Origin of the sequence: Enterobacter sp. IF2SW-B1, assembly GCF_001743375.1 — a bacterium.
Lineage (GTDB): Bacteria > Pseudomonadota > Gammaproteobacteria > Enterobacterales > Enterobacteriaceae > Enterobacter > Enterobacter bugandensis.
This window is the reverse complement of record NZ_MJAA01000002.1, coordinates 270,690-289,328: the sequence shown is the minus strand read 5'-3', so window position 1 is coordinate 289,328 and position 18,639 is coordinate 270,690. Positions and strand designations below refer to the sequence as shown.

Genomic DNA, 18,639 nt, shown 5'->3' with positions numbered 1-18,639 from the left:
CGAGGACAAATAATGAGCAATATTCTGATTATCAACGGCGCGAAAGAGTTCGCGCACTCTAAAGGCCAGCTGAATGACACCCTGACCGAGGTCGCGGACGGTTTCCTGCGCGACGCCGGGCATGATGTTAAGGTCGTGCGCGCGGACAGCAACTATGACGTGAAGGCCGAAGTGCAGAACTTCCTGTGGGCCGATGTGGTTGTCTGGCAGATGCCGGGCTGGTGGATGGGCGCGCCGTGGACCGTGAAAAAGTACATGGACGACGTCTTCACCGAAGGTCACGGTTCGCTGTATGCCAGCGACGGACGCACCCGCTCAGACGCCTCTAAAAAATACGGCTCCGGCGGTCTGATTCAGGGCAAAAAATATATGCTCTCCCTGACCTGGAACGCCCCTCTGGAAGCCTTCACCGAAAAAGATCAGTTCTTCGAAGGCGTGGGCGTAGACGGCGCGTATCTGCCGTTCCACAAGGCGAACCAGTTCCTGGGGATGGATCCGCTGCCGACCTTTATCGTCAACGACGTGATTAAAATGCCTGACGTCCCGAGCTATATCGCAGAATATCGCAAGCATCTCGCGAAAATTTTTGCTTAACTGGTAGCCTGGAATTAAAGGAGTAGTAACCATGCTTACAGTAATCGCAGAAATCCGTACTCGTCCAGGTCAACATCACCGCCAGGCGGTGCTGGATCAGTTCGCGAAAATCATCCCAACCGTACTGAAAGAAGAAGGCTGCCACGGCTACGCGCCGATGGTGGACGCCGCTACCGACGCAAGCTTCCAGGCCACTGCGCCAGACTCCATTATCATGGTTGAGCAGTGGGAAACCGTCGCGCACCTTGAAGCACACCTGCAGACCGCGCACATGAAAGCGTGGAGCGATGCGGTGAAGGGTGACGTGCTGGAGACCCACATCCGTATTCTGGAGCAAGGGGTTTAAAACCTGCCTTCCCTCTCCTTCCGGGGAGGGAATTCTCTCTGACCTGCTATGCTTATTCTGACTTCATGATTAACAGGAGGATGGAATGGGTCTTTTTAACTTCGTGAAAGAAGCAGGCGAAAAGCTATGGGATAACCTGACCGACCACAAAGGTCAGAGCGACAAAATCACCGAGCACCTCAAGAAACTCAACATTCCCGGTTCAGACAAAGTTCAGGTTAACGTTACCGACGGCAAGGCCAGCGTGACGGGTGACGGGCTGACCCAGGAGCAGAAAGAAAAAATCCAGGTCGCCGTCGGCAACATCGCGGGCGTCAGCGAGGTGGAGAACAACATCACCACGACCGATGCCAAAGATGAAGCCACCTACTACACGGTAAAATCCGGCGACACCCTGAGCGCTATCTCCAAAACCGTGTACGGCGATGCCAACCAGTACAACAAGATTTTTGAGGCTAACCGCCCGATGCTCTCCAGCCCGGATAAAATCTACCCCGGCCAGACGCTGCGTATTCCTAAAGCGTGATCCGCGAGTCGGGGGTCGCCCCCCGACCGTTTTTACCAGTACAGTTTCCAGCTCTGCGTAAAGCGCACCAGCGCCTCCACGTAGAAGTAATCTCCCCAGCTCGCACACTCGTCTACCCCTTTGTTGCTCGCCAGGTGATAGACCGAGTGCTTCAGCAGCCCGGTGCCCTTCTCCTCTTTGCCCATCAGGTAGTGCTTCGTCAGTGACGACATAATGCCTTTGGCCCACTCCAGATACCGCTCCCGGTCTGGATCCGTCACGGGCAGGTGCTTCACCAGCTCCAGCAGCCCGCACACCGCAATCGCCGCCGAGGACGAATCGCGCAGCGCGTCGGTCCCCACCAGCGCCAGATCCCAGTGGCAGACGTAGTCTTCCGGGAGGCGGTTGAGAAAGTAGTTCGCCAGCCGCTTCGACAGGGCAATCATCGTCTCGTCGCCGGTATAGATATAGCTCAGCAGGAAGCCGTAAATCCCCCACGCCTGCCCGCGCGACCAGCAGGAGTCATCGGCATAGCCCTGCTGGGTATTGCCGTAGCGCGGCGCGCCGGTTACCACGTCCATATAATAGGTGTGGAACGTGGAGGCATCGTCGCGGATGAGATAGTTTGCCGCCTGCATGACGTGCGCTTTTGCGGCGTCAGCAAAGCGCGGATCCCCCGTCTGCTCCGTCGCCCAGTAGAGCAACGGCAGGTTCATGTTGCAGTCGATGATCATCCGTCCGGCCTGCTCCGGGTCTGAAAGATCGCCCCACGCCTGAATGATTTTCGCCTTCTCATGAAAGCGCTCCAGCAGGGCTTCAGCCGCCAGCAGGGAGAAACCGCGCGCCTCGCGGCTGCCGGTGAGTCGCCAGGCTGCCACGCAGGAGAGCGTGTACAGGAAGCCCAGATCGTGAGTGTTGGTGTCGCTGCGCCCGGCGATGCGCAGGCCGAAGGAGCGCACGTGTTTTTCCGCCATCGAGCGGAATTTCTCCTCGCCGCTCATCTCCCACGCCAGCCACAGCTGGCCGGTCCAGAAGCTGGTTGTCCACTCTACGTTGTCGGTCAGCGGGTAATAACCGTTCCGGCAGGTTTCCGCCGGGAACTGCTCTCCGAATGCCGTTAAATGACGGCTAATCAGCTCGAGGACGTGGCTACGCGCAGAGATCAGTTCATCGCTAAACAGGCGCGAGTCTACGGGAGCAGGAATGGCAGACAGGCGTTCCTCTCTGATACGACTTAACATATTTCGGTTCCTTGTGGTCAGCGTGATGAAGGTTCTGCTACGTTCAGCGGGCGGGGGCCGCGCCATTTGCTCTGGCAGGCGGATAACGTAAAGGCAGAAATAAGGGTAAAGATCAGCGCCGTCGCCCCCATGATGATATAGGTCTGTTCAAAGCCGATGCGGTCATACATATATCCGGCAGGCGAGGAAACCACCACGTTCCCCACGTACAGCATCGCCTGATAGCCCAGTAAATACATGGTGGCGTTCACGCGCTTGTCGAAATGCTCCGCAATATATTTAAAGACCGACACCAGCAGCAGGCAAATTTCCATACCGTATAGCGGCTTGAGCACGGAAATTAACAGATGCGAGTCGCACATCCCGGAAATAATCAAACGCGCCCCGACGATCAGCCCGACAATTAATAGCCCGCGCCTGGCGCCAATAAAGTTAACGAACAGCGGGACAACCATATACATGACGAATTCTATGCCCGACTGCACGGTGCCGAGATAGCCAAACACCGCGTTGCCCTCATGAATATCATCAAAGAAGGTAACGAAATAGCGCGAGAACTGCTGCTCGGCGATAAACATCATCCACGCCACGCCCGCCACGTACAGGCAAAAAGCCCAGAATTTACGGTTACGCAGCAGGGCGTACACATCTGCGGGGGCAATTTTCTCTTTGGTCAGTACCGCATCGGCATGAACGGAGTTAGTGTTCACTTTCAGGCTGAGCAGGACAACCAGCATCACGATCGACGTCACGCTGCCCATAATGAAGTTATAGGTCGGTGAGAGGTTGAACAGCAGGCCGGAGAAGGACGATGCCACCGCCCAGCCGAGCGAGCCCCACATACGAATTTGCCCGAACTCCATGCCGTTTAAGCGGCTGAAGCGGTCGGAATAAGATTCACACGCCGCCACGCCCGCATACCAGGCAAAGCTTAAATAGAGCGCGCCGATAATAATCCCCAGCAAGGTGCTGGACATTAACAGCGGCTGATAGACGTAAATAAAAAACGGCGCCATCAGGGCCGACATGGCGACCACAAAATAGAGCAGATATTTGCTCATGCCGATTTTATCGAGAATATAGCCGTAGATGGGTTTGAGGATAACGGAAAATATTCCGTTCACGGCGAACACGGTTCCAATTACCGTCCCGCTGAGATTCGCTTTTTGACCCAGCCAGATCGCCAGCAGGCCAATACTCGCGGACCAGGTAAAGAAATAGAGAAAAATAAAGCTGCTGATTTTGTAATATTCGGTTCTGTTGGTTGTCGATGTATTTTTCATACCATCCTCGCCGAGGTGTAGGGTCAGAATTTTTATAACGTGAACGACAGCAGACGTTCGCCTCCAGGGTCGCGGATTACGACCCGGTTATGGTTCATATCCAGATGCGGCGCGGCCGCAACGTTCTGTTTTTCACTGGCAATGACGGCGCAGCAGAGCCAGCGCTCTCCCGGTTGGAGATCGGTTTTTAACAGCGGAATGGAGGCGCACTCCGGGAACATGATGCTGCTGTTCGGCGGCGTGACGATGCTGTCCGGGGTGCGTTCAATGAAAGGCGACAGATCGACAATCGCACTGCTGCCGTTCTCAGCCGCCAGATAGCTGCCGCGCGCGCGGATTTGGTGCTCCGTTTTCATCACGGCGAAACCGCCCTCCGCCGTTTGCAGCGTGCGCGCGCTGTTGATGCGGTGCAGGCGCAAATGCCACTCGCCGAAGGGGATTTGCCAGGTCTCGATGTGCACGTCGTGCCACGGCGACCAGCGTGAATAGATGTAGTTTTCATCCACCCGCACCGCGGCGCACTCGCGACGGCCGCGGAAATAGTTATCCCCGTCCGCCAGCAGCAGCATGGAATCACAGGCCGCATGCTTCAGGCCAAAGCGCCCGCGCTCAATGGTGAAGCCAAAGCGGCTGGAGTAGGCAAATTTGGTGTATTTCGCTTCGGTGTTGACGTAGTTATTCAGCTCCAGCTGACCGGCGGTGAGCATGGTGACGTGCTGAGAGTTCGTCGAATGCATCAGGATCTGCTGCGCGCGCGGGATGACGCGCTTCTCCGCCAGCGCGGGCAGCGGCTGTTCTTCTGCCTGCCAGAACGGATGCGTCTCCGGCAGCGCCAGAATCAGGTAGCTTTTTAGCGCCCAGTAGGGCGAGCCGGGAGAGTTATAGTCCTCACACATGGCGAGGTTCGGACAGGCAAAACCGAGGGTCAGAATGCCGTCCCGGTCGGTAATTGTCCGCTGCTGCCACCAGCGGAGATGGCGCAGGATAATGCCCTTCACAATACCCGGCGTGAACACGTCAAGTTCAGAGAAGGCAACCGCGCTCCAGAAGGCGACCATCGCAAAGCGGTAGGTCAGGCTGCGGCCAAACGGTACCGACGCGCCGTCCGCGGCGGACCAGTAGATAAAGTCCTCCGCAAACAGACGCGAGCGCTCGCGCAGCACTTCTGCCCTCGCCTCATCGCCGCTTAAAGTGGCGTAAATCAGGCCGTAGAAGTGGAACGCCATGGAGATGTAATAATCTTTCGGGCGACCCGCGCCGTCGGAATACCAGCCGTCACCCAGGTAATAGGCCTCCATCAGCGCAAACCGATGGTCGATGGCGGCCTGGTCGTACGGCAGCCCGGCGCGTTTGAAGCCCAGCTGGACCATAATGGCAAAGTAGTTCCAGTTGCTGTCGGGCATCTGCGCGTCGGCAATCTGATTCAGCCACGCGTGCAGGTTCATCACCTCGCGCTCGCTGAAGCAATCGGTGAGTTTATTCCCCAGCAGGGAAAGCCCCAGACCGTAGGACGCCATCTCGACCAGACGCTGATCGTACGGATCGGTTTCGCCCCAGTAGCCCGGGCTTTGCGGATCGGTGCCGATCCTGATGGCCTGCATGTACTTCTCGCTAAACGGCGAAGCATCGCCCGAAGCCAACAGCGGAAACAGCCCCCATAGCGCGCGGGAGAGACCCTCCATCTGCGCGATATCCGTCGCGTAGTGCGCGCAGGTATCACCCAGCGAGAACCGCGAATGATTTACCGGAAACTGCTTATCCAGCGCGCCAAGTAAGGTATTCAGAGACGCCACGACGTCCTGGCGTGAAGACAACAGATTTGATTTTTCTTCGCTTTCCGCCCGCATAGTTCCACCCTCGTCATCAACTGCGGCCAAGCATAGTGAATGCGTAAGGTGGAGAAATGTTAGCCACGTCACAGGTGAGAACGTTCGATAAACCTGCGGTTGATAAAATTTAAAAAGGTGGTTTATAAATCTCTTCTGACGGGGAAAAGTTGAGTTTTATTGCACTATGCATGACGCGCCCATAACCGATCGTCTTGAGCTCATTACCTTAAACGACACCGTAGCGTCGTTCAGCCGCCTGTTTGCTAACACGGTGCGTTACCACCACTGGCATCAGTGTCTTGAAATTCTCTATGTGGAAGAAGGGTTTGGCGTCGCGATTGTCGATAACCGTCACTACACCATGCGCCCCGGACGCCTGTTTTTCTTTCCGCCGTTCACCCTGCATAAAGTCAGGGTGGACGAACAGGCGGAAGCGATTTACCGGCGCACGATTATTCACCTCGACCACCACGCGGTACTGAAGTGCCTGCGTGATTTTCCGCACACGCAGCAGCGGCTGGAGAAACTCTCGCGTCGCGGCTCAGAGGCGTGGGTGGTTGACCTGGCACACTGCCACAGCCATGTCGATCATCTGTTCAGCTGTTATCCGCCGCCGATGAGCAGCGAAAGCATCGCCGGGCTGCTGATTAGCCTGTTTGCTATGTTGCCTGACGATCGTACCGGCGCACCGGGCAGCAGCACGGGGATCGCCAGCCAGGTGATGTTCTGGCTGGACGAGCATTATCAGGAGAAATTCCGCCTCGACGCGCTGGCAGCGGAACTGGGCAGATCGCGCAGCTACGTGTCGCGAAAATTTCATGTGGAGACGGGGGAGAAAATCCACCACTACCTGAACACGCTCCGCCTGCGAAAGGCGTGCGAATGCCTGCTGCACAGTGACGCGAGCGTGCGGGAGATTGCCGCGCGGGTGGGATTTTCTGACGTGACCTGGTTTATCAGCGCATTTAAGAAGGGGATTGGCGAGACGCCGCTGCAGTACCGGAAGAACCATCGTGCGGTATGACACCCTCACCCGCCCCTCTCCTTCAAAGGAGAGGGAGACAATCAACTGCTTTTCTTGCCCGGCTTTAGCCCACGGTGAAGCTCGTTGATGCGCTTCATCGACTTGATGGTGCGCTGCGGCTCGGTGGAGGCGACGGATAACACAATCATCTCCAGGCACAGCAGCACCGTGCCGTGGAGCGGGATTTTGCCCTTCTCGCCGCCGCGCGGTACGTGGATCACCACGCTGGCCTCTTTGCTGAATCGGGAGTCGGTGGCATTGGTGAGCAAAATGGTGGGGATCCCCAGCCGTTTCGCTTCGCGCAGCGTGGTCTGTCCTTCCCGATGCGCGGATTTTTGCGCCATCATGATCAGCACATCCCCGCGCTGGAGACCTATCAGCTGCTCGGCCAGCCCTATTCCGGTGCGGTTAAGCGGCGTGGCGGGTAGCCCCATCCGGCTGAACAGCCTGGCGGTGTAGTCGGCCAAAATCCCGGATGCGCCAATCCCAAATATGGCAACCTGCCTCGCCTGCGCCAGCAGCGAGACCGCCTGCGCCATCGCGAAGCGGTTGTGGGGTTCAGACAACACTTCACACGTATGCTGATGCCCCTCCAGCACGAAATCAATGCTCGCATTGACGTCGCTGGTCAGCGTATTCACCGTGGTGGAGATCTTTTCGCTGGAGGTCACGACCGGGCCAAACCACTGCTCCAGCGTCTGCTTGAGATCGCGCAGCCCGGCGAAACCCAGCGCCTGGATGGCGCGAACGACGGTAGCGTCCGACGTTTTCAGCAGCGTCGCGATCTCCATTGCCGTCTGCTCCATCACCGCTTCACGATTTTCATTGATATAGCGCGCCACCTGCAGCAGGCGCGGCGTGAGCTGGTGCGACCGGGAGCGGAGGCGGTCGCCGAAGAGATCAACTTTACGGCTCATCGTGACGCCTCCGGCAGCGGACGTCCGGCAATCTGCGACTGGACCTGCGCGGCCATCAGCCCTAACGAGGCGAACGAGTTCGAGATGGCCTCTTCACGCGAGATCAGCACGTAATGTCCGGTCCGACAGGCATTCAGGAACTGACACCAGCCCGGCATCACCGCATCCATCGCCGCCAGCTCATCCTGCGGTTTGCCGCCCGTATCCCCGCGCCAGGTGGCGAAAACGAAATCCGCATCCAGCTCCGGCAGCCGCTCGGCGCTGACGTCAATGCGTCCCCCTTCCGGGATAGACTCAATCAGCGGCGGGAAGGTGAACCCGGCATCACGCAGCACGCGGCCCAGCGAGTGATAGCTGTGCATGGCGTTGATTTTCCCCTGATTGGCCTGAATCACCGACACGCTCACTTTGCGGGTATCAATAGTCGCTTTCAGCGCCTTAATTTGCTCCTGATAGCGCCGCTCCAGAACCTTGAGCCGCGCCTGCGTGCCCGTCAGCTGCGCCAGCTTGCGGTAGATCTCCGGCGCGCCGCCGTCGAGATGATCGATACTCACCGTCGGGGCAATTTTCTCCAGCTGTTCCACCGGGGTATTTCGCGTCGGCTCGGTAATGATCAGGTCAGGCTTTGCGGCGGCGATGGCTTCAATGTCGATATCCGCAGTGCCGATAAACTTGATGTCGGAATTATCGAAGTCGACGCCGGTCAACATGCCGCTGGAGCGCAGAAAATGGCTGCCGTCCGGCCGGGTGCGGCCATGGCTCGCCACCGGCGGTACGCCAAGTTCAATCAGCGGAATAGTAATGTCCAGGTCGTGTAGCGAGACGATCCGTTTCGGATGCACCGGCACCACCACCTTACGGTTCAGATCGTCAGTAAACGTCTGCGTCGGCTCGGTCGCGCTCGCCGCAAACCCCACCAGCAACAGCAATGAAAACAGTATGCGCATGTTAATCCCCTAAAATCTGTCCCGACGCTGCCAGAGCAGCAGCAGGAAAAACGGTCCGCCAATCAGTGAAATCACAATTCCCGCCGGCAGCTGCAGCGGGAGGAATGCCAGCCGCCCGACGTTATCCGCCAGTAGCACCAGCAGCGCCCCCAGCACGGCGCTACCCGTCAGGAGCGCCGTTTGCCCGCCGCGGAGCAGCAGGCGCGCCATGTGCGGCGCAATCAGCCCGACAAAACCAATGCTGCCCACGCAGGAGACGCAGGCCGCCGTCAGCACTACCGGGGCGAGTACCCTTAGAAGCGCCAGCCGGTTTGTGCGCACGCCAAGGCCCGCTGCGGTGTAGTTACCAAGCAGCGCCACGTCCGCAGCGCGGGCGGTAAACAGCATCAGCGCAAACGCCGGAAGCGCCCAGGCAGCGGCAATGCAGACCAGCGTCCAGTTTGCCGCGTGGAGGCTGCCCGCCAGCCACAGCATCGCCGTCTGCACGTCGCGCACGTCCGCCGTAGTCATAAAAACGCCCATTGCGGCGGCAAAGACCCACGACACGCCGATGCCGATCAGGATGAATCGCGGACGTGAGATATCGCGCGCCAGGGCCACCACCAGCAGCGCGGTGAGCAGCCCCCCGGCCATGCCAACCAGCGGCCGCCAGGCCAGGCCCAGCGCCGGGAACTGAAATATCAGCAGCAGTACCGCCGCGCTACAGCCCTCTTTCACCCCGATAAGCCCCGGATCGGCCAGGCCATTGCGGGTAATGGACTGCATTGCCGCCCCCGCCATGCCGAGCATCCCACCGCACAGCGCCGCCATCAGCAGGCGCGGCAGGCGGATATCCATCACGATGTAGCGCGTCTCTGACGTCAGGCTTTCTGGATAAAACAGCGCGCGCCCGATGGCGGAAGTAGGGATGGGCAGAGAGCCGTGCGTCAGGCCAAACCCCGTCAGCAGGCAGGCGGCCAGCGTCAGGATGACCAGACATACCAGCGCCTTTGGGCGGACCAGCGCCGAGAAGGTGCCAACGCGTAGCGCACGCAGTCCGGCGCGGTTCATTTAAACATCCTCGAGGCCATGAAGATAAAGACCGGGGCGCCAACCAGCGCGGTCATGATGCCGGTTGCCAGCTCCCAGGGCGAAAACAGCGTGCGGGCAGCGATATCCGCCAGCAGCAGAACCAGCGCCCCGCACAGGGCGGACAGCGGCACCATCACGCGCAGATCGACCGACACCAGACGGCGAACGAGCTGAGGCACCACGAGGCCGATAAAGCCGATCGGCCCGGCGAGGGAGACCGCCGCACCGCAGAGCAGCGCGATGGCCATCAGGGCAAGCAGCCGCGTTTTCAGCAGCGATACGCCAAGCCCCTGCGCCATTCTGTCGCCCAGCGCCAGCATGTTGAGCGAGGGCGACAGCCAGAGCGCCAGCGCAAAGCCCACGCCAGCCACCCACAGGGCAGCGGCAATCGTTTCACCGCTGACCCCCGCTAAATCCCCCGCCAGCCAGGTGCGCATGGCGAGCAGCGTCTGTTCATCGAGGATGAGCACCGTGGCGGTTATCGACGAGGCAAACGCCGACAACGCCACGCCGCACAGCGTGACCTTCATCGGCGTAAGCCCGGTGCGTCCGGACGAGGAGAACGTGAGCACCAGCAGAAACAGCGCCGCGGCTCCGGCGGCGGCAATCAGCGGGCGCCCAAACGGCAGCGTCATCCCCAGCGCGCTCGTCAGCACCACAGCCAGCGCCGCCCCGGCGTTGAGCCCCAGAATATGCGGTTCGCCGAGCGGGTTGCGGATCGTGGATTGCAGCAGCACGCCCGCCACGCCGAGCGCGGCCCCCGTCACCATCGCGGCGCAGAGGCGCAGCAGTCTGAGCTTGATGATGATGTTATGGTCGAAATTGCGCGGATCGAAGTGGAGGATGGCCTCCACCACCGTTTGCGGGGCGATAAAGCGGGCGCCGATCCCCAGATGGGCAATCGCACCCGTTGCAAGCAGCAGGGCGAACATCAGGAAAGCCAGAGAGGTGCGCATCATGATTGTTTTGCGACCTGGCGAAACGGCATAAAGAACGGTTTACCGGTCAGCGGATTGATGGACATATGCACGTCGACATCAAACACCGCTTTAATCAGCTCCGGCGTGCAGGCGTCCCCTTCATGCAGTACGCCCTCGACTTTTCCCTGGCGTAAAAAGACCAGCGAATCGCCGTAGCTCACGGCGAAGTTGAGATCGTGCAGCACCACCACCACGGTACGTCCGTGCTCGCGCGTCAGCGTATGCAGCAGTTCGAGGATCTCCACCTGGTAGCGGAGATCGAGGAACGTGGTGGGTTCATCCAGCAGGATATAGGGCGTTTGCTGCGCCAGCGCCATGGCGATCCAGCAGCGCTGACGCTGGCCGCCGGACAGGCTTTCGACGGGCATGTGGGCAAACTCGGCCGTGCCGGTCAGGCGCAGGGCCTCCTCCACCGCCTGCTCGTCCTCGTCGCTCCACTGGCGCATAACGTTCTGCCAGGGAAAACGCCCGCGCGAGACCAGCTCAAAGACGGTTAACCCTTCCGGCAGCAGCGGAGACTGCGGCAGGATGCCAAGCTGGCGGGCGACGGCTTTCGTCGGCTGCGCGTGGATCGCCTTGCCGTCGAGAACCGCCGCGCCGCCAAGCGGCTGAAGCAAACGTGCGATGGTACTCAGCAGCGTGGATTTTCCGCAGCCGTTCGCCCCCACCAGAACGGTGATTTTCTGCTGGGGGATCGCAAGGGAAATATCATCAACGATGATTTTTTTCTGATAACCGGCAGAAAGATTCTCCAGAACCAGACCCGGTTTTGTCGTGTTGTGAGCCACGTGCATGCCAACGTAATAAAAAAGGGAAACAAATATAAATAAAAATCATTCTCTTTTGATAGTTTGAGGCCGCGCCATGTAGTAGTCAAGGGAAGAAACACCCTGAAAAAACCAGGGGTAAAGGTGTGCTACTACACTGGTCGGTAAAACAATAAAGACTTAATTTTCAATTGATTAATTGATTACCTCTGTGCTTTTCCGTTACGTTTCAGAGATGTAGCCGATTTTTATCTTTTTTCATTTACTACTACATTTCCGCATGATTGAATGATTCTCAATTACATGTTCGATGCCAGTTCTGGCTAACGGGCAGACCATAAAGGGCAATGACTCACAGGTTCTTCCGTGAAGGTGCTTCACGGATATTTTGGGATAATAGTTGTAATGGCTACGTTCACACCTTCACTCTCTGGGATAAAAGGGCGCGCGCTCTTTTCACTGCTGTTTATGGCGCCGCTGTCGCAGGCAGCAGACACCACGGCTAAAGACGGCGAAACGCTTACCGTCACCGCCGATCCAAATGCTACGGCGGATGCCACCAACGGCTACCAGCCGCTGAATACCTCCACCGCCACGCTGACCAACATGCCGATGCTGGATATCCCGCAGGTGGTGAATACCGTCAGCGATAAGGTGCTGGCGGATCAGCACGCCACCACGCTCGATGAAGCGCTCTATAACGTCAGCAACGTGGTGCAGACCAACACTCTGGGCGGTACGCAGGATGCCTTCGTACGCCGCGGGTTTGGCGCAAACCGCGACGGCTCCATCATGACCAACGGCCTGCGCACCGTGCTGCCGCGCAGCTTTAACGCCGCAACCGAACGCGTGGAGGTGCTGAAAGGCCCGGCCTCAACGCTGTACGGCATTCTCGATCCGGGCGGCCTGATTAACGTCGTCACGAAGCGCCCGGAGAAAATCTTCGGTGGCTCGATTTCTGCCACCTCTTCCAGCTTTGGCGGCGGCACCGGACAGGTCGATGTCACCGGTCCGATTGAGGGCACGCGCCTGGCGTATCGCCTCACGGGCGAGTATCAGGACGAGGATTACTGGCGTAATTTTGGCAACGAACGCAGCACCTTTATCGCCCCGTCGCTCACCTGGTTCGGCGACGATGCCACCGTGACCGTGCTCTATTCGCATCGCGACTATAAGACGCCGTTCGATCGCGGAACGATCTTCGATCTCAACACTAAAAAGGCCGTCGACGTCGATCGCAAAACCCGCTTTGACGAGCCCTTCAACGTGACCGACGGGCAGTCCGATCTCGCTCAGCTTAACGCGGAATACCGCCTCAACAGCCAGTGGACCGCGAAGTTCGACTACAGCTACAGCCAGGATAAATACAGTGACAACCAGGCCCGCGTCATGGCCTACGATTCAAAAACCGGCACCCTGACCCGCCGGGTGGATGCAACCCAGGGCTCGACCCAGCGCATGCACAGCACCCGTGCGGATCTGCAGGGCAACGTGGATATCGCGGGCTTTTATAATGAGATCCTCACCGGCGTGTCGTATGAAAATTACGATCTGCTGCGCACGGACATGATGCGCTGTAAGAACGTTAAAGGTTTCAATATCTATAATCCGGTTTACGGCAAACTCGACGAGTGTACAACCGTCTCCGCCGCTGACAGCGACCAGACGCTCAAGCAGGAGAGCTACTCGGCCTACGCCCAGGATGCCCTGTACCTGACGGATAAATGGATCGCCGTCGCCGGGCTGCGCTACCAGTATTACACCCAGTACGCGGGCAAAGGTCGTCCGTTTAACGTCAATACCGATAGCCGCGACGAGCAGTGGACGCCGAAGCTGGGGCTGGTTTACAAACTGACGCCAGCAGTCTCGCTGTTTGCCAACTATTCGCAGACGTTTATGCCGCAGTCGTCCATTGCGAGCTACATTGGCGACCTGCCGCCGGAAACCTCAAACGCGTACGAAGTAGGGGCAAAGTTCGATCTGTTCGACGGCATTACCGCCAATATCGCGCTGTTTGATATTCACAAGCGCAACGTGCTGTATACCGAAAGCATTGGGGGCGAAACCATCGCCAAAACCGCGGGCCGCGTGCGCTCCCAGGGTGTGGAGGTGGATCTTGCCGGGTCACTGACCGAGAACACCAATATTATCGCCAGCTACGGCTATACCGACGCGAAGGTGCTTGAAGACCCGGACTACGCGGGCAAACCGCTGCCGAACGTGCCGCGCCACACCGGCTCACTCTTCCTGACGTACGATATTCATAATGCGTTTGCCGGGAATACCCTGACGCTCGGCGGCGGCGGGCACGGCGTAAGCCGCCGCTCGGCGACCAACGGCGCGGATTATTATCTGCCGGGCTATTTCGTGGCGGATGCGTTTGCGGCGTATAAGATGAAGCTGCAGTATCCGGTGACGCTGCAGGTGAACGTGAAGAACCTGTTTGATAAGACCTACTACACGTCGTCGATTGCGACCAACAACCTGGGCAACCAGATTGGCGACCCGCGCGAAGTGCAGTTTACGGTCAAGATGGAGTTTTGATGTAAAAAAGCCCGGTGGCGCTAATGCTTACCGGGCCTACGATCCATTCCCTCTCCCTGTGGGAGAGGGTTAGGGTGAGGGCATCAGGCCTCAATATCCGCCATATCCCCTTTCTCCTGCAGCCAGTTACGTCGGTCTTCCGAACGTTTCTTGGCGAGGAGCATATCCATCACGGCGTTGGTTTGCTGTTCGTCTTCGTCGCTGATCGTCAGCTGCACCAGGCGGCGCGTGTTCGGATCCAGCGTCGTTTCGCGCAGCTGCATCGGGTTCATTTCGCCCAGCCCTTTAAAGCGCTGCACATTTGGTTTGCCCTTCTTACGCTTAAGCTGCTCCAGCACGCCCGCCTTCTCTTCTTCCGTCAGCGCGTAGTAAACCTCTTTGCCGAGGTCGATACGGTAGAGCGGCGGCAGCGCCACGTGGACGTGACCGTTTTTCACCAGCGTGCGGAAGTGCTTCACAAACAGCGCGCACAGCAGCGTGGCGATGTGCAGACCATCGGAGTCCGCATCCGCGAGAATACAGATCTTGCCGTAGCGCAGCTGGCTCAGATCCTCGCTGTCCGGATCGATGCCGATCGCAACGGAGATGTCGTGCACTTCCTGCGAGGCCAGCACTTCGTCTGAAGAGACTTCCCAGGTGTTCAGGATCTTACCCTTGAGTGGCATGATCGCCTGATATTCACGATCGCGCGCCTGTTTGGCCGACCCACCCGCCGAATCCCCTTCCACGAGGAACAGCTCGGTGCGGTTGAGATCCTGCGCGGTGCAGTCCGCCAGCTTGCCCGGCAGCGCAGGGCCGCTGGTCAGCTTTTTACGCACCACTTTCTTCGCGGCACGCAGACGACGCTGGGCGCTGGAGATCGCCATTTCAGCCAGCATCTCAGCCGCCTGAACGTTCTGGTTCAGCCACAGGGTAAACGCATCTTTCACCACGCCGGAGACGAACGCCGCGCACTGGCGCGATGACAGACGTTCTTTGGTCTGACCGGCAAACTGCGGATCCTGCATCTTCACGGAGAGCACGTAGGCGCAGCGGTCCCAGATATCTTCCGCCGAGAGCTTCACGCCGCGCGGCAGAATGTTGCGGTATTCGCAGAACTCACGCATCGCGTCCAGCAGTCCCTGACGCAGGCCGTTGACGTGGGTACCGCCGAGCATGGTTGGGATCAGGTTGACGTAGCTTTCGGTCAGCAGCTCGCCGCCTTCCGGCAGCCACAGCAACGCCCAGTCCACCGCTTCGGTATCACCGCTAAAGTTACCGACAAACGGTTTTTCCGGCAGCGTCGGCAGGCCGTTTACCGCTTCGCACAGGTAGTCGTTCAGGCCATCGGCATAGCACCAGGTCTGCTCGGTGTTGTTGACGTGATCTTTAAAGGTAATTTCCACGCCCGGGCACAGTACCGCTTTGGCTTTCAGCAGATGCGTCAGGCGAGAAACGGAAAAACGCGGGCTGTCGAAGAAGCTTTCGTCAGGCCAGAAGTGGACGCTCGTGCCGGTGTTGCGTTTAGCGCACGTGCCGACAACCTGCAGATCCTGCACCTTCTCGCCGTTTTCAAACGCGATGTTGTAGACCTGACCGTCGCGACGGACGTTCACTTCCACGCGTTTGGACAGGGCGTTCACCACGGAAATCCCCACGCCGTGCAGACCACCGGAGAACTGATAGTTCTTGTTGGAGAACTTACCGCCCGCGTGCAGTCGGCAGAGAATCAGCTCAACGGCAGGCACGCCCTCTTCCGGGTGGATGTCCACCGGCATGCCGCGACCGTCGTCGATGACCTCCAGCGACTGATCGGCGTGCAGGATGACGTCAACGCGTTTGGCATGGCCCGCCAGCGCTTCGTCCACACTGTTATCAATAACTTCCTGGCCCAGATGGTTCGGGCGCGTCGTATCGGTATACATCCCCGGGCGGCGGCGAACCGGCTCAAGCCCGGTGAGTACCTCAATGGCATCAGCGTTATAGGTTTGCGTCATGATTTAAACTAGCAATTCGCATTGATTGTCAGTGGCTGTGCAGTCCAAGAAAATCGACAATCTGGGTGAAATGATCCTCAAAGCCCGTGAAAGCATGGTTTCCGCCCTCTTCTATAGTCTGGCGGCAGGAGGCGTAATACGCCACTGCCTGGCGGTAATCCAGCACTTCATCACCCGTCTGCTGCAGCAGCCAGATGAGATCCGGCGCTTCAAGCGGGTCGACCTGCATAACTTTGAGATCGTAAATATGGCGTGACTCTAGCACATATTGCTGCCCGGTGTAGGGGTTCTCGTTTTCGCCAAGAAAGTCCCTCAGCAGCTCAAATGGCCGTACCGCCGGATTAACCACAACGGCGGGCAGCATAAAGCATTGTGAGAGCCAGGTGGCATAGTACCCGCCCAGCGATGAGCCGACTACGCCAAAGGATTCACCGCCGTGTTCAAGCACGATCGATTCGAGCATTTCCGCCGCCTCCGCCGGGTACGGCGGCAGCTGCGGGATAATCATCTCAACGTGGGGGTGATGCTCGCTCAGCCACTGGCGAAACTGCGTCGCTTTTGCGGAGCGCGGCGAGCTGTTGAATCCGTGCAGATAAAGGAGCGTAGACATCAGTAGCCTTCTGAAGCGGTATCCGGGCGGAACTCTGCGCCTGCCAGACGGCAGACTTCCGTGGTCAGCGTGCCGTCGGCATGCAGTTCCAGCCAGCGCCAACCTGGCGCGATGGTATCCAGCGTAAAGTTGGCGCAGTGCGGCTTAAACTGCACACAGGTTGACGGCGTCGCCAGCATGCGACGTCCGTTCCAGTCGAGATCCTGTTCCTGATGGATGTGTCCGCACAGCAGGTGTTTCACGCGCGGGTATTTCGCCAGCACGCTATCCAGCGCCGCGGAGTTACGCAGGCTGTGCTGATCCAGCCAGCTGCAGCCCGCCGGCAGCGGATGATGATGGAGCAACAGCAGCGTATGACGTTCAGGTTCGGCAGCCAGTTTGGTCTCCAGCCAGTCGAGTTGAAACTCGCTTAATTCACCGTGCGGGACGCCAAATACCTGGCTGTCCAGCAGCAGGATCTGCCACTGTTCACCCGCAAATACGCACTTCGCCGGAGAAATCCCCGCATCCTGAAGGGAGCTGTACATTGCGGGCTGGAAATCGTGGTTTCCGGGCAGCCAGACGCAAGGCACGCTAAAGCTCGCGATGCCTTCAGCAAAATGCTGGTAGGCCGCGGAGGACTGGTCCTGCGCCAGATCGCCCGTTGCGACAATCAGGTCGCAGTCGCGATGTTCAGCGTGAATGGCGCTCAGTACCGCCTGATAACTCTCCCAAGTATTAACCCCCAGCAAAGTTTCATGCTTTTCGGCAAAAAGGTGGGTATCGGTGATTTGTAATATCCTGACTGGCGCCCCACCAGCAACAGTCAGGTTCAACAGGCTTTCCAAATGGTGTCCTTAGGTAGGTTTATGACGCTAACAAACCGGAATCGCCATTGCTCCATGTGCTAAACAATATCTTAGCCAGTCGGCTAAAAACTGGTTAATTTGATGCTTTTCGTCGCGTTGATGCAACTTTTTATTCGGATAATCATACCGCGCCTTGAAGCGAAAGATCTGCTGACTTGAACACACTTCAGCGACCATCGCGTCATGATAGAGACGCACCGTCATTGACGGCAGGCTCCAGTAGCTGATGCTGGGCGCTGTTTGTTCTATTTCCACCAGCGTAGTGTAGCGCGTTGATTCTGTTATCGTTAACCGATACTGCGCGTTGCTCACCTGATAGCTTACCGTTTCGCCGGGTGCGTCGTTTCTCGGCAGCAGGCGGCGCAGCTGTGCGAAATTGGTTTCGCACAGGCGCATCATTTCTGGGAAGTCAGGCGTATAGCGCTTCATTTTTTCCACTCGTTTCGTAATGTCTGATAATGCAGCTGCAGCCATTGCAGGGCGATGACAGACGCTGCGTTGTCGATTTTCCCCTCTTCTACCCACTGATAAGCCTGTTCCCGGCTCACCACATGAACCCGAATATCTTCGTTTTCATCAGCCAGACCGTGAATACCTTCTGCGGTCGTGGCGTCCACTTCGCCCACCATAATGGATAAGCGTTCGCTGGTGCCACCCGGACTCGCCAGATAGCTCAACACCGGTTTTGTGCGGCCTACCACCAGCCCGGCCTCTTCCAGCGCCTCGCGACGGGCGACGTCTTCAACCGACTCGCCCTCTTCGATCATCCCTGCCACCATCTCCAGCAGCCACGGGCTTTCACTGGTGTCATACGCGGCAATGCGGATCTGCTCCACCAGCACGACTTCGTCACGCACTGGGTCAAAGGGTAGCAAGACAGCCGCATGCCCGCGCTCAAAAATTTCACGTCTGATTTCGCCGCTCATTTCACCGTTGAACAGGCGATGCCTGAAACGGTAAAGATCCATCGAAAAAAAACCGCTATAAAGCGTTTCTCGTGCAATAATTTCTACATCGTTTTTGGCGAATGTCACGGGCAACTTTTCTGGTTTTTGCATGAGTCGAGTCCTGGTAGCAATGGTGATGAAATTATGAATTTCAAGGCTGTTTGGCTGCCGTTTGTAAGGCTATATGGTAGATTGGTGCAAATTACCGCC

The 18,639-nt window shown here is 58.2% G+C and carries 18 protein-coding genes; 5 read left to right on the top strand and 13 right to left on the bottom strand.

The genetic code is table 11. The features are described from left to right. Nucleotides 1-12 precede the first annotated feature (12 nt). The 3 genes from A6013_RS05765 (at nucleotide 13) to lysM (ending at nucleotide 1,466) form a co-directional block, all read left to right on the top strand. Nucleotides 13-594 carry an NAD(P)H-dependent oxidoreductase gene (locus A6013_RS05765; protein ID WP_041908121.1) on the top strand — a complete coding sequence of 194 codons (582 nt, stop codon included), beginning with the start codon at nucleotides 13-15 and terminating at the stop codon, nucleotides 592-594. Between the two features lie 31 nt (nucleotides 595-625). Continuing rightward, complete coding sequence (locus A6013_RS05760; protein ID WP_008502984.1) at nucleotides 626-940, top strand: putative quinol monooxygenase; 315 nt, start codon at nucleotides 626-628, stop codon at nucleotides 938-940. A gap of 85 nt (nucleotides 941-1,025) precedes the next feature. After that, complete coding sequence (lysM, locus tag A6013_RS05755) at nucleotides 1,026-1,466, top strand: peptidoglycan-binding protein LysM (protein WP_028014428.1); 441 nt, start codon at nucleotides 1,026-1,028, stop codon at nucleotides 1,464-1,466. Between the two features lie 32 nt (nucleotides 1,467-1,498). Here lysM and A6013_RS05750 read toward each other — a convergent pair whose 3' ends face one another. From A6013_RS05750 to A6013_RS05740, 3 genes are read right to left on the bottom strand one after another with little or no spacing between them, the layout of a single operon-like run. Then, a complete protein-coding gene (locus A6013_RS05750) occupies nucleotides 1,499-2,686 on the bottom strand; it encodes a glycoside hydrolase family 88 protein (RefSeq protein WP_041908119.1) in 1,188 nt (395 codons plus the stop codon). A gap of 17 nt (nucleotides 2,687-2,703) precedes the next feature. Then, on the bottom strand, nucleotides 2,704-3,969 hold the full coding sequence (locus A6013_RS05745) for an oligosaccharide MFS transporter (RefSeq protein ID WP_069732694.1): 1,266 nt from the start codon (nucleotides 3,967-3,969) through the stop codon (nucleotides 2,704-2,706). A gap of 32 nt (nucleotides 3,970-4,001) precedes the next feature. Further along, nucleotides 4,002-5,816: a DUF2264 domain-containing protein gene (locus A6013_RS05740; protein WP_069732693.1), complete on the bottom strand. Its 1,815-nt coding sequence runs from the start codon at nucleotides 5,814-5,816 to the stop codon at nucleotides 4,002-4,004. A gap of 166 nt (nucleotides 5,817-5,982) precedes the next feature. Here A6013_RS05740 and A6013_RS05735 point away from each other — a divergent pair, with 166 nt between their 5' ends. Continuing rightward, nucleotides 5,983-6,822 carry an AraC family transcriptional regulator gene (locus tag A6013_RS05735; RefSeq protein ID WP_049138341.1) on the top strand — a complete coding sequence of 280 codons (840 nt, stop codon included), beginning with the start codon at nucleotides 5,983-5,985 and terminating at the stop codon, nucleotides 6,820-6,822. A gap of 41 nt (nucleotides 6,823-6,863) precedes the next feature. Here the strand turns inward: A6013_RS05735 and A6013_RS05730 are convergent, their stop codons facing one another. The 5 genes from A6013_RS05730 to A6013_RS05710 are packed head-to-tail and all read right to left on the bottom strand — an operon-like array spanning nucleotide 6,864 to nucleotide 11,525. Next, on the bottom strand, nucleotides 6,864-7,739 hold the full coding sequence (locus A6013_RS05730) for a MurR/RpiR family transcriptional regulator (RefSeq protein WP_028014433.1): 876 nt from the start codon (nucleotides 7,737-7,739) through the stop codon (nucleotides 6,864-6,866). Then, nucleotides 7,736-8,686 (bottom strand): iron-siderophore ABC transporter substrate-binding protein, encoded by a 951-nt coding sequence (locus A6013_RS05725; protein ID WP_048959954.1) that lies wholly within the window; start codon nucleotides 8,684-8,686, stop codon nucleotides 7,736-7,738. Before A6013_RS05725 ends, A6013_RS05730 begins: the two co-directional genes overlap by 4 nt. Before the next feature lie 9 nt (nucleotides 8,687-8,695). Continuing rightward, nucleotides 8,696-9,736 carry an iron ABC transporter permease gene (locus A6013_RS05720; protein WP_069732692.1) on the bottom strand — a complete coding sequence of 347 codons (1,041 nt, stop codon included), beginning with the start codon at nucleotides 9,734-9,736 and terminating at the stop codon, nucleotides 8,696-8,698. Beyond that, nucleotides 9,733-10,716 carry an iron ABC transporter permease gene (locus tag A6013_RS05715; protein ID WP_069732691.1) on the bottom strand — a complete coding sequence of 328 codons (984 nt, stop codon included), beginning with the start codon at nucleotides 10,714-10,716 and terminating at the stop codon, nucleotides 9,733-9,735. The genes A6013_RS05720 and A6013_RS05715 overlap by 4 nt, the downstream gene beginning before the upstream one ends. Continuing rightward, entirely contained in the window at nucleotides 10,713-11,525 is an 813-nt protein-coding gene (locus A6013_RS05710) for an ABC transporter ATP-binding protein (protein WP_063438611.1), read from the bottom strand. Before A6013_RS05710 ends, A6013_RS05715 begins: the two co-directional genes overlap by 4 nt. A gap of 384 nt (nucleotides 11,526-11,909) precedes the next feature. Here A6013_RS05710 and A6013_RS05705 point away from each other — a divergent pair, with 384 nt between their 5' ends. After that, entirely contained in the window at nucleotides 11,910-14,048 is a 2,139-nt protein-coding gene (locus A6013_RS05705) for a TonB-dependent siderophore receptor (protein WP_069732690.1), read from the top strand. 83 nt (nucleotides 14,049-14,131) lie between these two features. On the opposite strand, the gene parE is transcribed toward A6013_RS05705, so the two are convergent. Genes parE through nudF form a run of 5 tightly spaced genes read right to left on the bottom strand, consistent with a single transcriptional unit; the run spans nucleotide 14,132 to nucleotide 18,540 of the window. Beyond that, complete coding sequence (parE, locus tag A6013_RS05700) at nucleotides 14,132-16,024, bottom strand: DNA topoisomerase IV subunit B (RefSeq protein WP_028014439.1); 1,893 nt, start codon at nucleotides 16,022-16,024, stop codon at nucleotides 14,132-14,134. 28 nt (nucleotides 16,025-16,052) lie between these two features. Continuing rightward, nucleotides 16,053-16,634, bottom strand: coding sequence for an esterase YqiA (yqiA, locus tag A6013_RS05695; protein ID WP_041908103.1), 582 nt, complete (start codon nucleotides 16,632-16,634; stop codon nucleotides 16,053-16,055). Then, the gene (gene cpdA, locus A6013_RS05690; RefSeq protein WP_028014441.1) at nucleotides 16,634-17,461 is read right to left on the bottom strand and encodes a 3',5'-cyclic-AMP phosphodiesterase; all 828 of its coding nucleotides are present in this window, start codon (nucleotides 17,459-17,461) and stop codon (nucleotides 16,634-16,636) included. The genes yqiA and cpdA overlap by 1 nt, the downstream gene beginning before the upstream one ends. A gap of 27 nt (nucleotides 17,462-17,488) precedes the next feature. Then, entirely contained in the window at nucleotides 17,489-17,911 is a 423-nt protein-coding gene (locus A6013_RS05685; protein WP_003862516.1) for a DUF1249 family protein, read from the bottom strand. After that, on the bottom strand, nucleotides 17,908-18,540 hold the full coding sequence (nudF, locus tag A6013_RS05680; RefSeq protein WP_028014443.1) for an ADP-ribose diphosphatase: 633 nt from the start codon (nucleotides 18,538-18,540) through the stop codon (nucleotides 17,908-17,910). Before nudF ends, A6013_RS05685 begins: the two co-directional genes overlap by 4 nt. Nucleotides 18,541-18,639: the final 99 nt, after the last annotated feature.

Bases quoted from the DNA above. Each gene is read 5' to 3' on its own strand.
- lysM (WP_028014428.1), top strand. From the start codon at position 1,026: ATGGGTCTTTTTAACTTCGTGAAAGAAGCAGGCGAAAAGCTATGGGAT.
- yqiA (WP_041908103.1), bottom strand. From the start codon at position 16,634: ATGTCTACGCTCCTTTATCTGCACGGATTCAACAGCTCGCCGCGCTCC.
- A6013_RS05750 (WP_041908119.1), bottom strand. From the start codon at position 2,686: ATGTTAAGTCGTATCAGAGAGGAACGCCTGTCTGCCATTCCTGCTCCC.
- A6013_RS05740 (WP_069732693.1), bottom strand. From the start codon at position 5,816: ATGCGGGCGGAAAGCGAAGAAAAATCAAATCTGTTGTCTTCACGCCAG.
- A6013_RS05745 (WP_069732694.1), bottom strand. From the start codon at position 3,969: ATGAAAAATACATCGACAACCAACAGAACCGAATATTACAAAATCAGC.
- A6013_RS05760 (WP_008502984.1), top strand. From the start codon at position 626: ATGCTTACAGTAATCGCAGAAATCCGTACTCGTCCAGGTCAACATCAC.
- A6013_RS05720 (WP_069732692.1), bottom strand. From the start codon at position 9,736: ATGAACCGCGCCGGACTGCGTGCGCTACGCGTTGGCACCTTCTCGGCG.
- A6013_RS05705 (WP_069732690.1), top strand. From the start codon at position 11,910: ATGGCTACGTTCACACCTTCACTCTCTGGGATAAAAGGGCGCGCGCTC.
- nudF (WP_028014443.1), bottom strand. From the start codon at position 18,540: ATGCAAAAACCAGAAAAGTTGCCCGTGACATTCGCCAAAAACGATGTA.
- A6013_RS05730 (WP_028014433.1), bottom strand. From the start codon at position 7,739: ATGAGCCGTAAAGTTGATCTCTTCGGCGACCGCCTCCGCTCCCGGTCG.
- A6013_RS05715 (WP_069732691.1), bottom strand. From the start codon at position 10,716: ATGATGCGCACCTCTCTGGCTTTCCTGATGTTCGCCCTGCTGCTTGCA.
- A6013_RS05685 (WP_003862516.1), bottom strand. From the start codon at position 17,911: ATGAAGCGCTATACGCCTGACTTCCCAGAAATGATGCGCCTGTGCGAA.
- A6013_RS05725 (WP_048959954.1), bottom strand. From the start codon at position 8,686: ATGCGCATACTGTTTTCATTGCTGTTGCTGGTGGGGTTTGCGGCGAGC.
- A6013_RS05735 (WP_049138341.1), top strand. From the start codon at position 5,983: ATGCATGACGCGCCCATAACCGATCGTCTTGAGCTCATTACCTTAAAC.
- parE (WP_028014439.1), bottom strand. From the start codon at position 16,024: ATGACGCAAACCTATAACGCTGATGCCATTGAGGTACTCACCGGGCTT.
- A6013_RS05765 (WP_041908121.1), top strand. From the start codon at position 13: ATGAGCAATATTCTGATTATCAACGGCGCGAAAGAGTTCGCGCACTCT.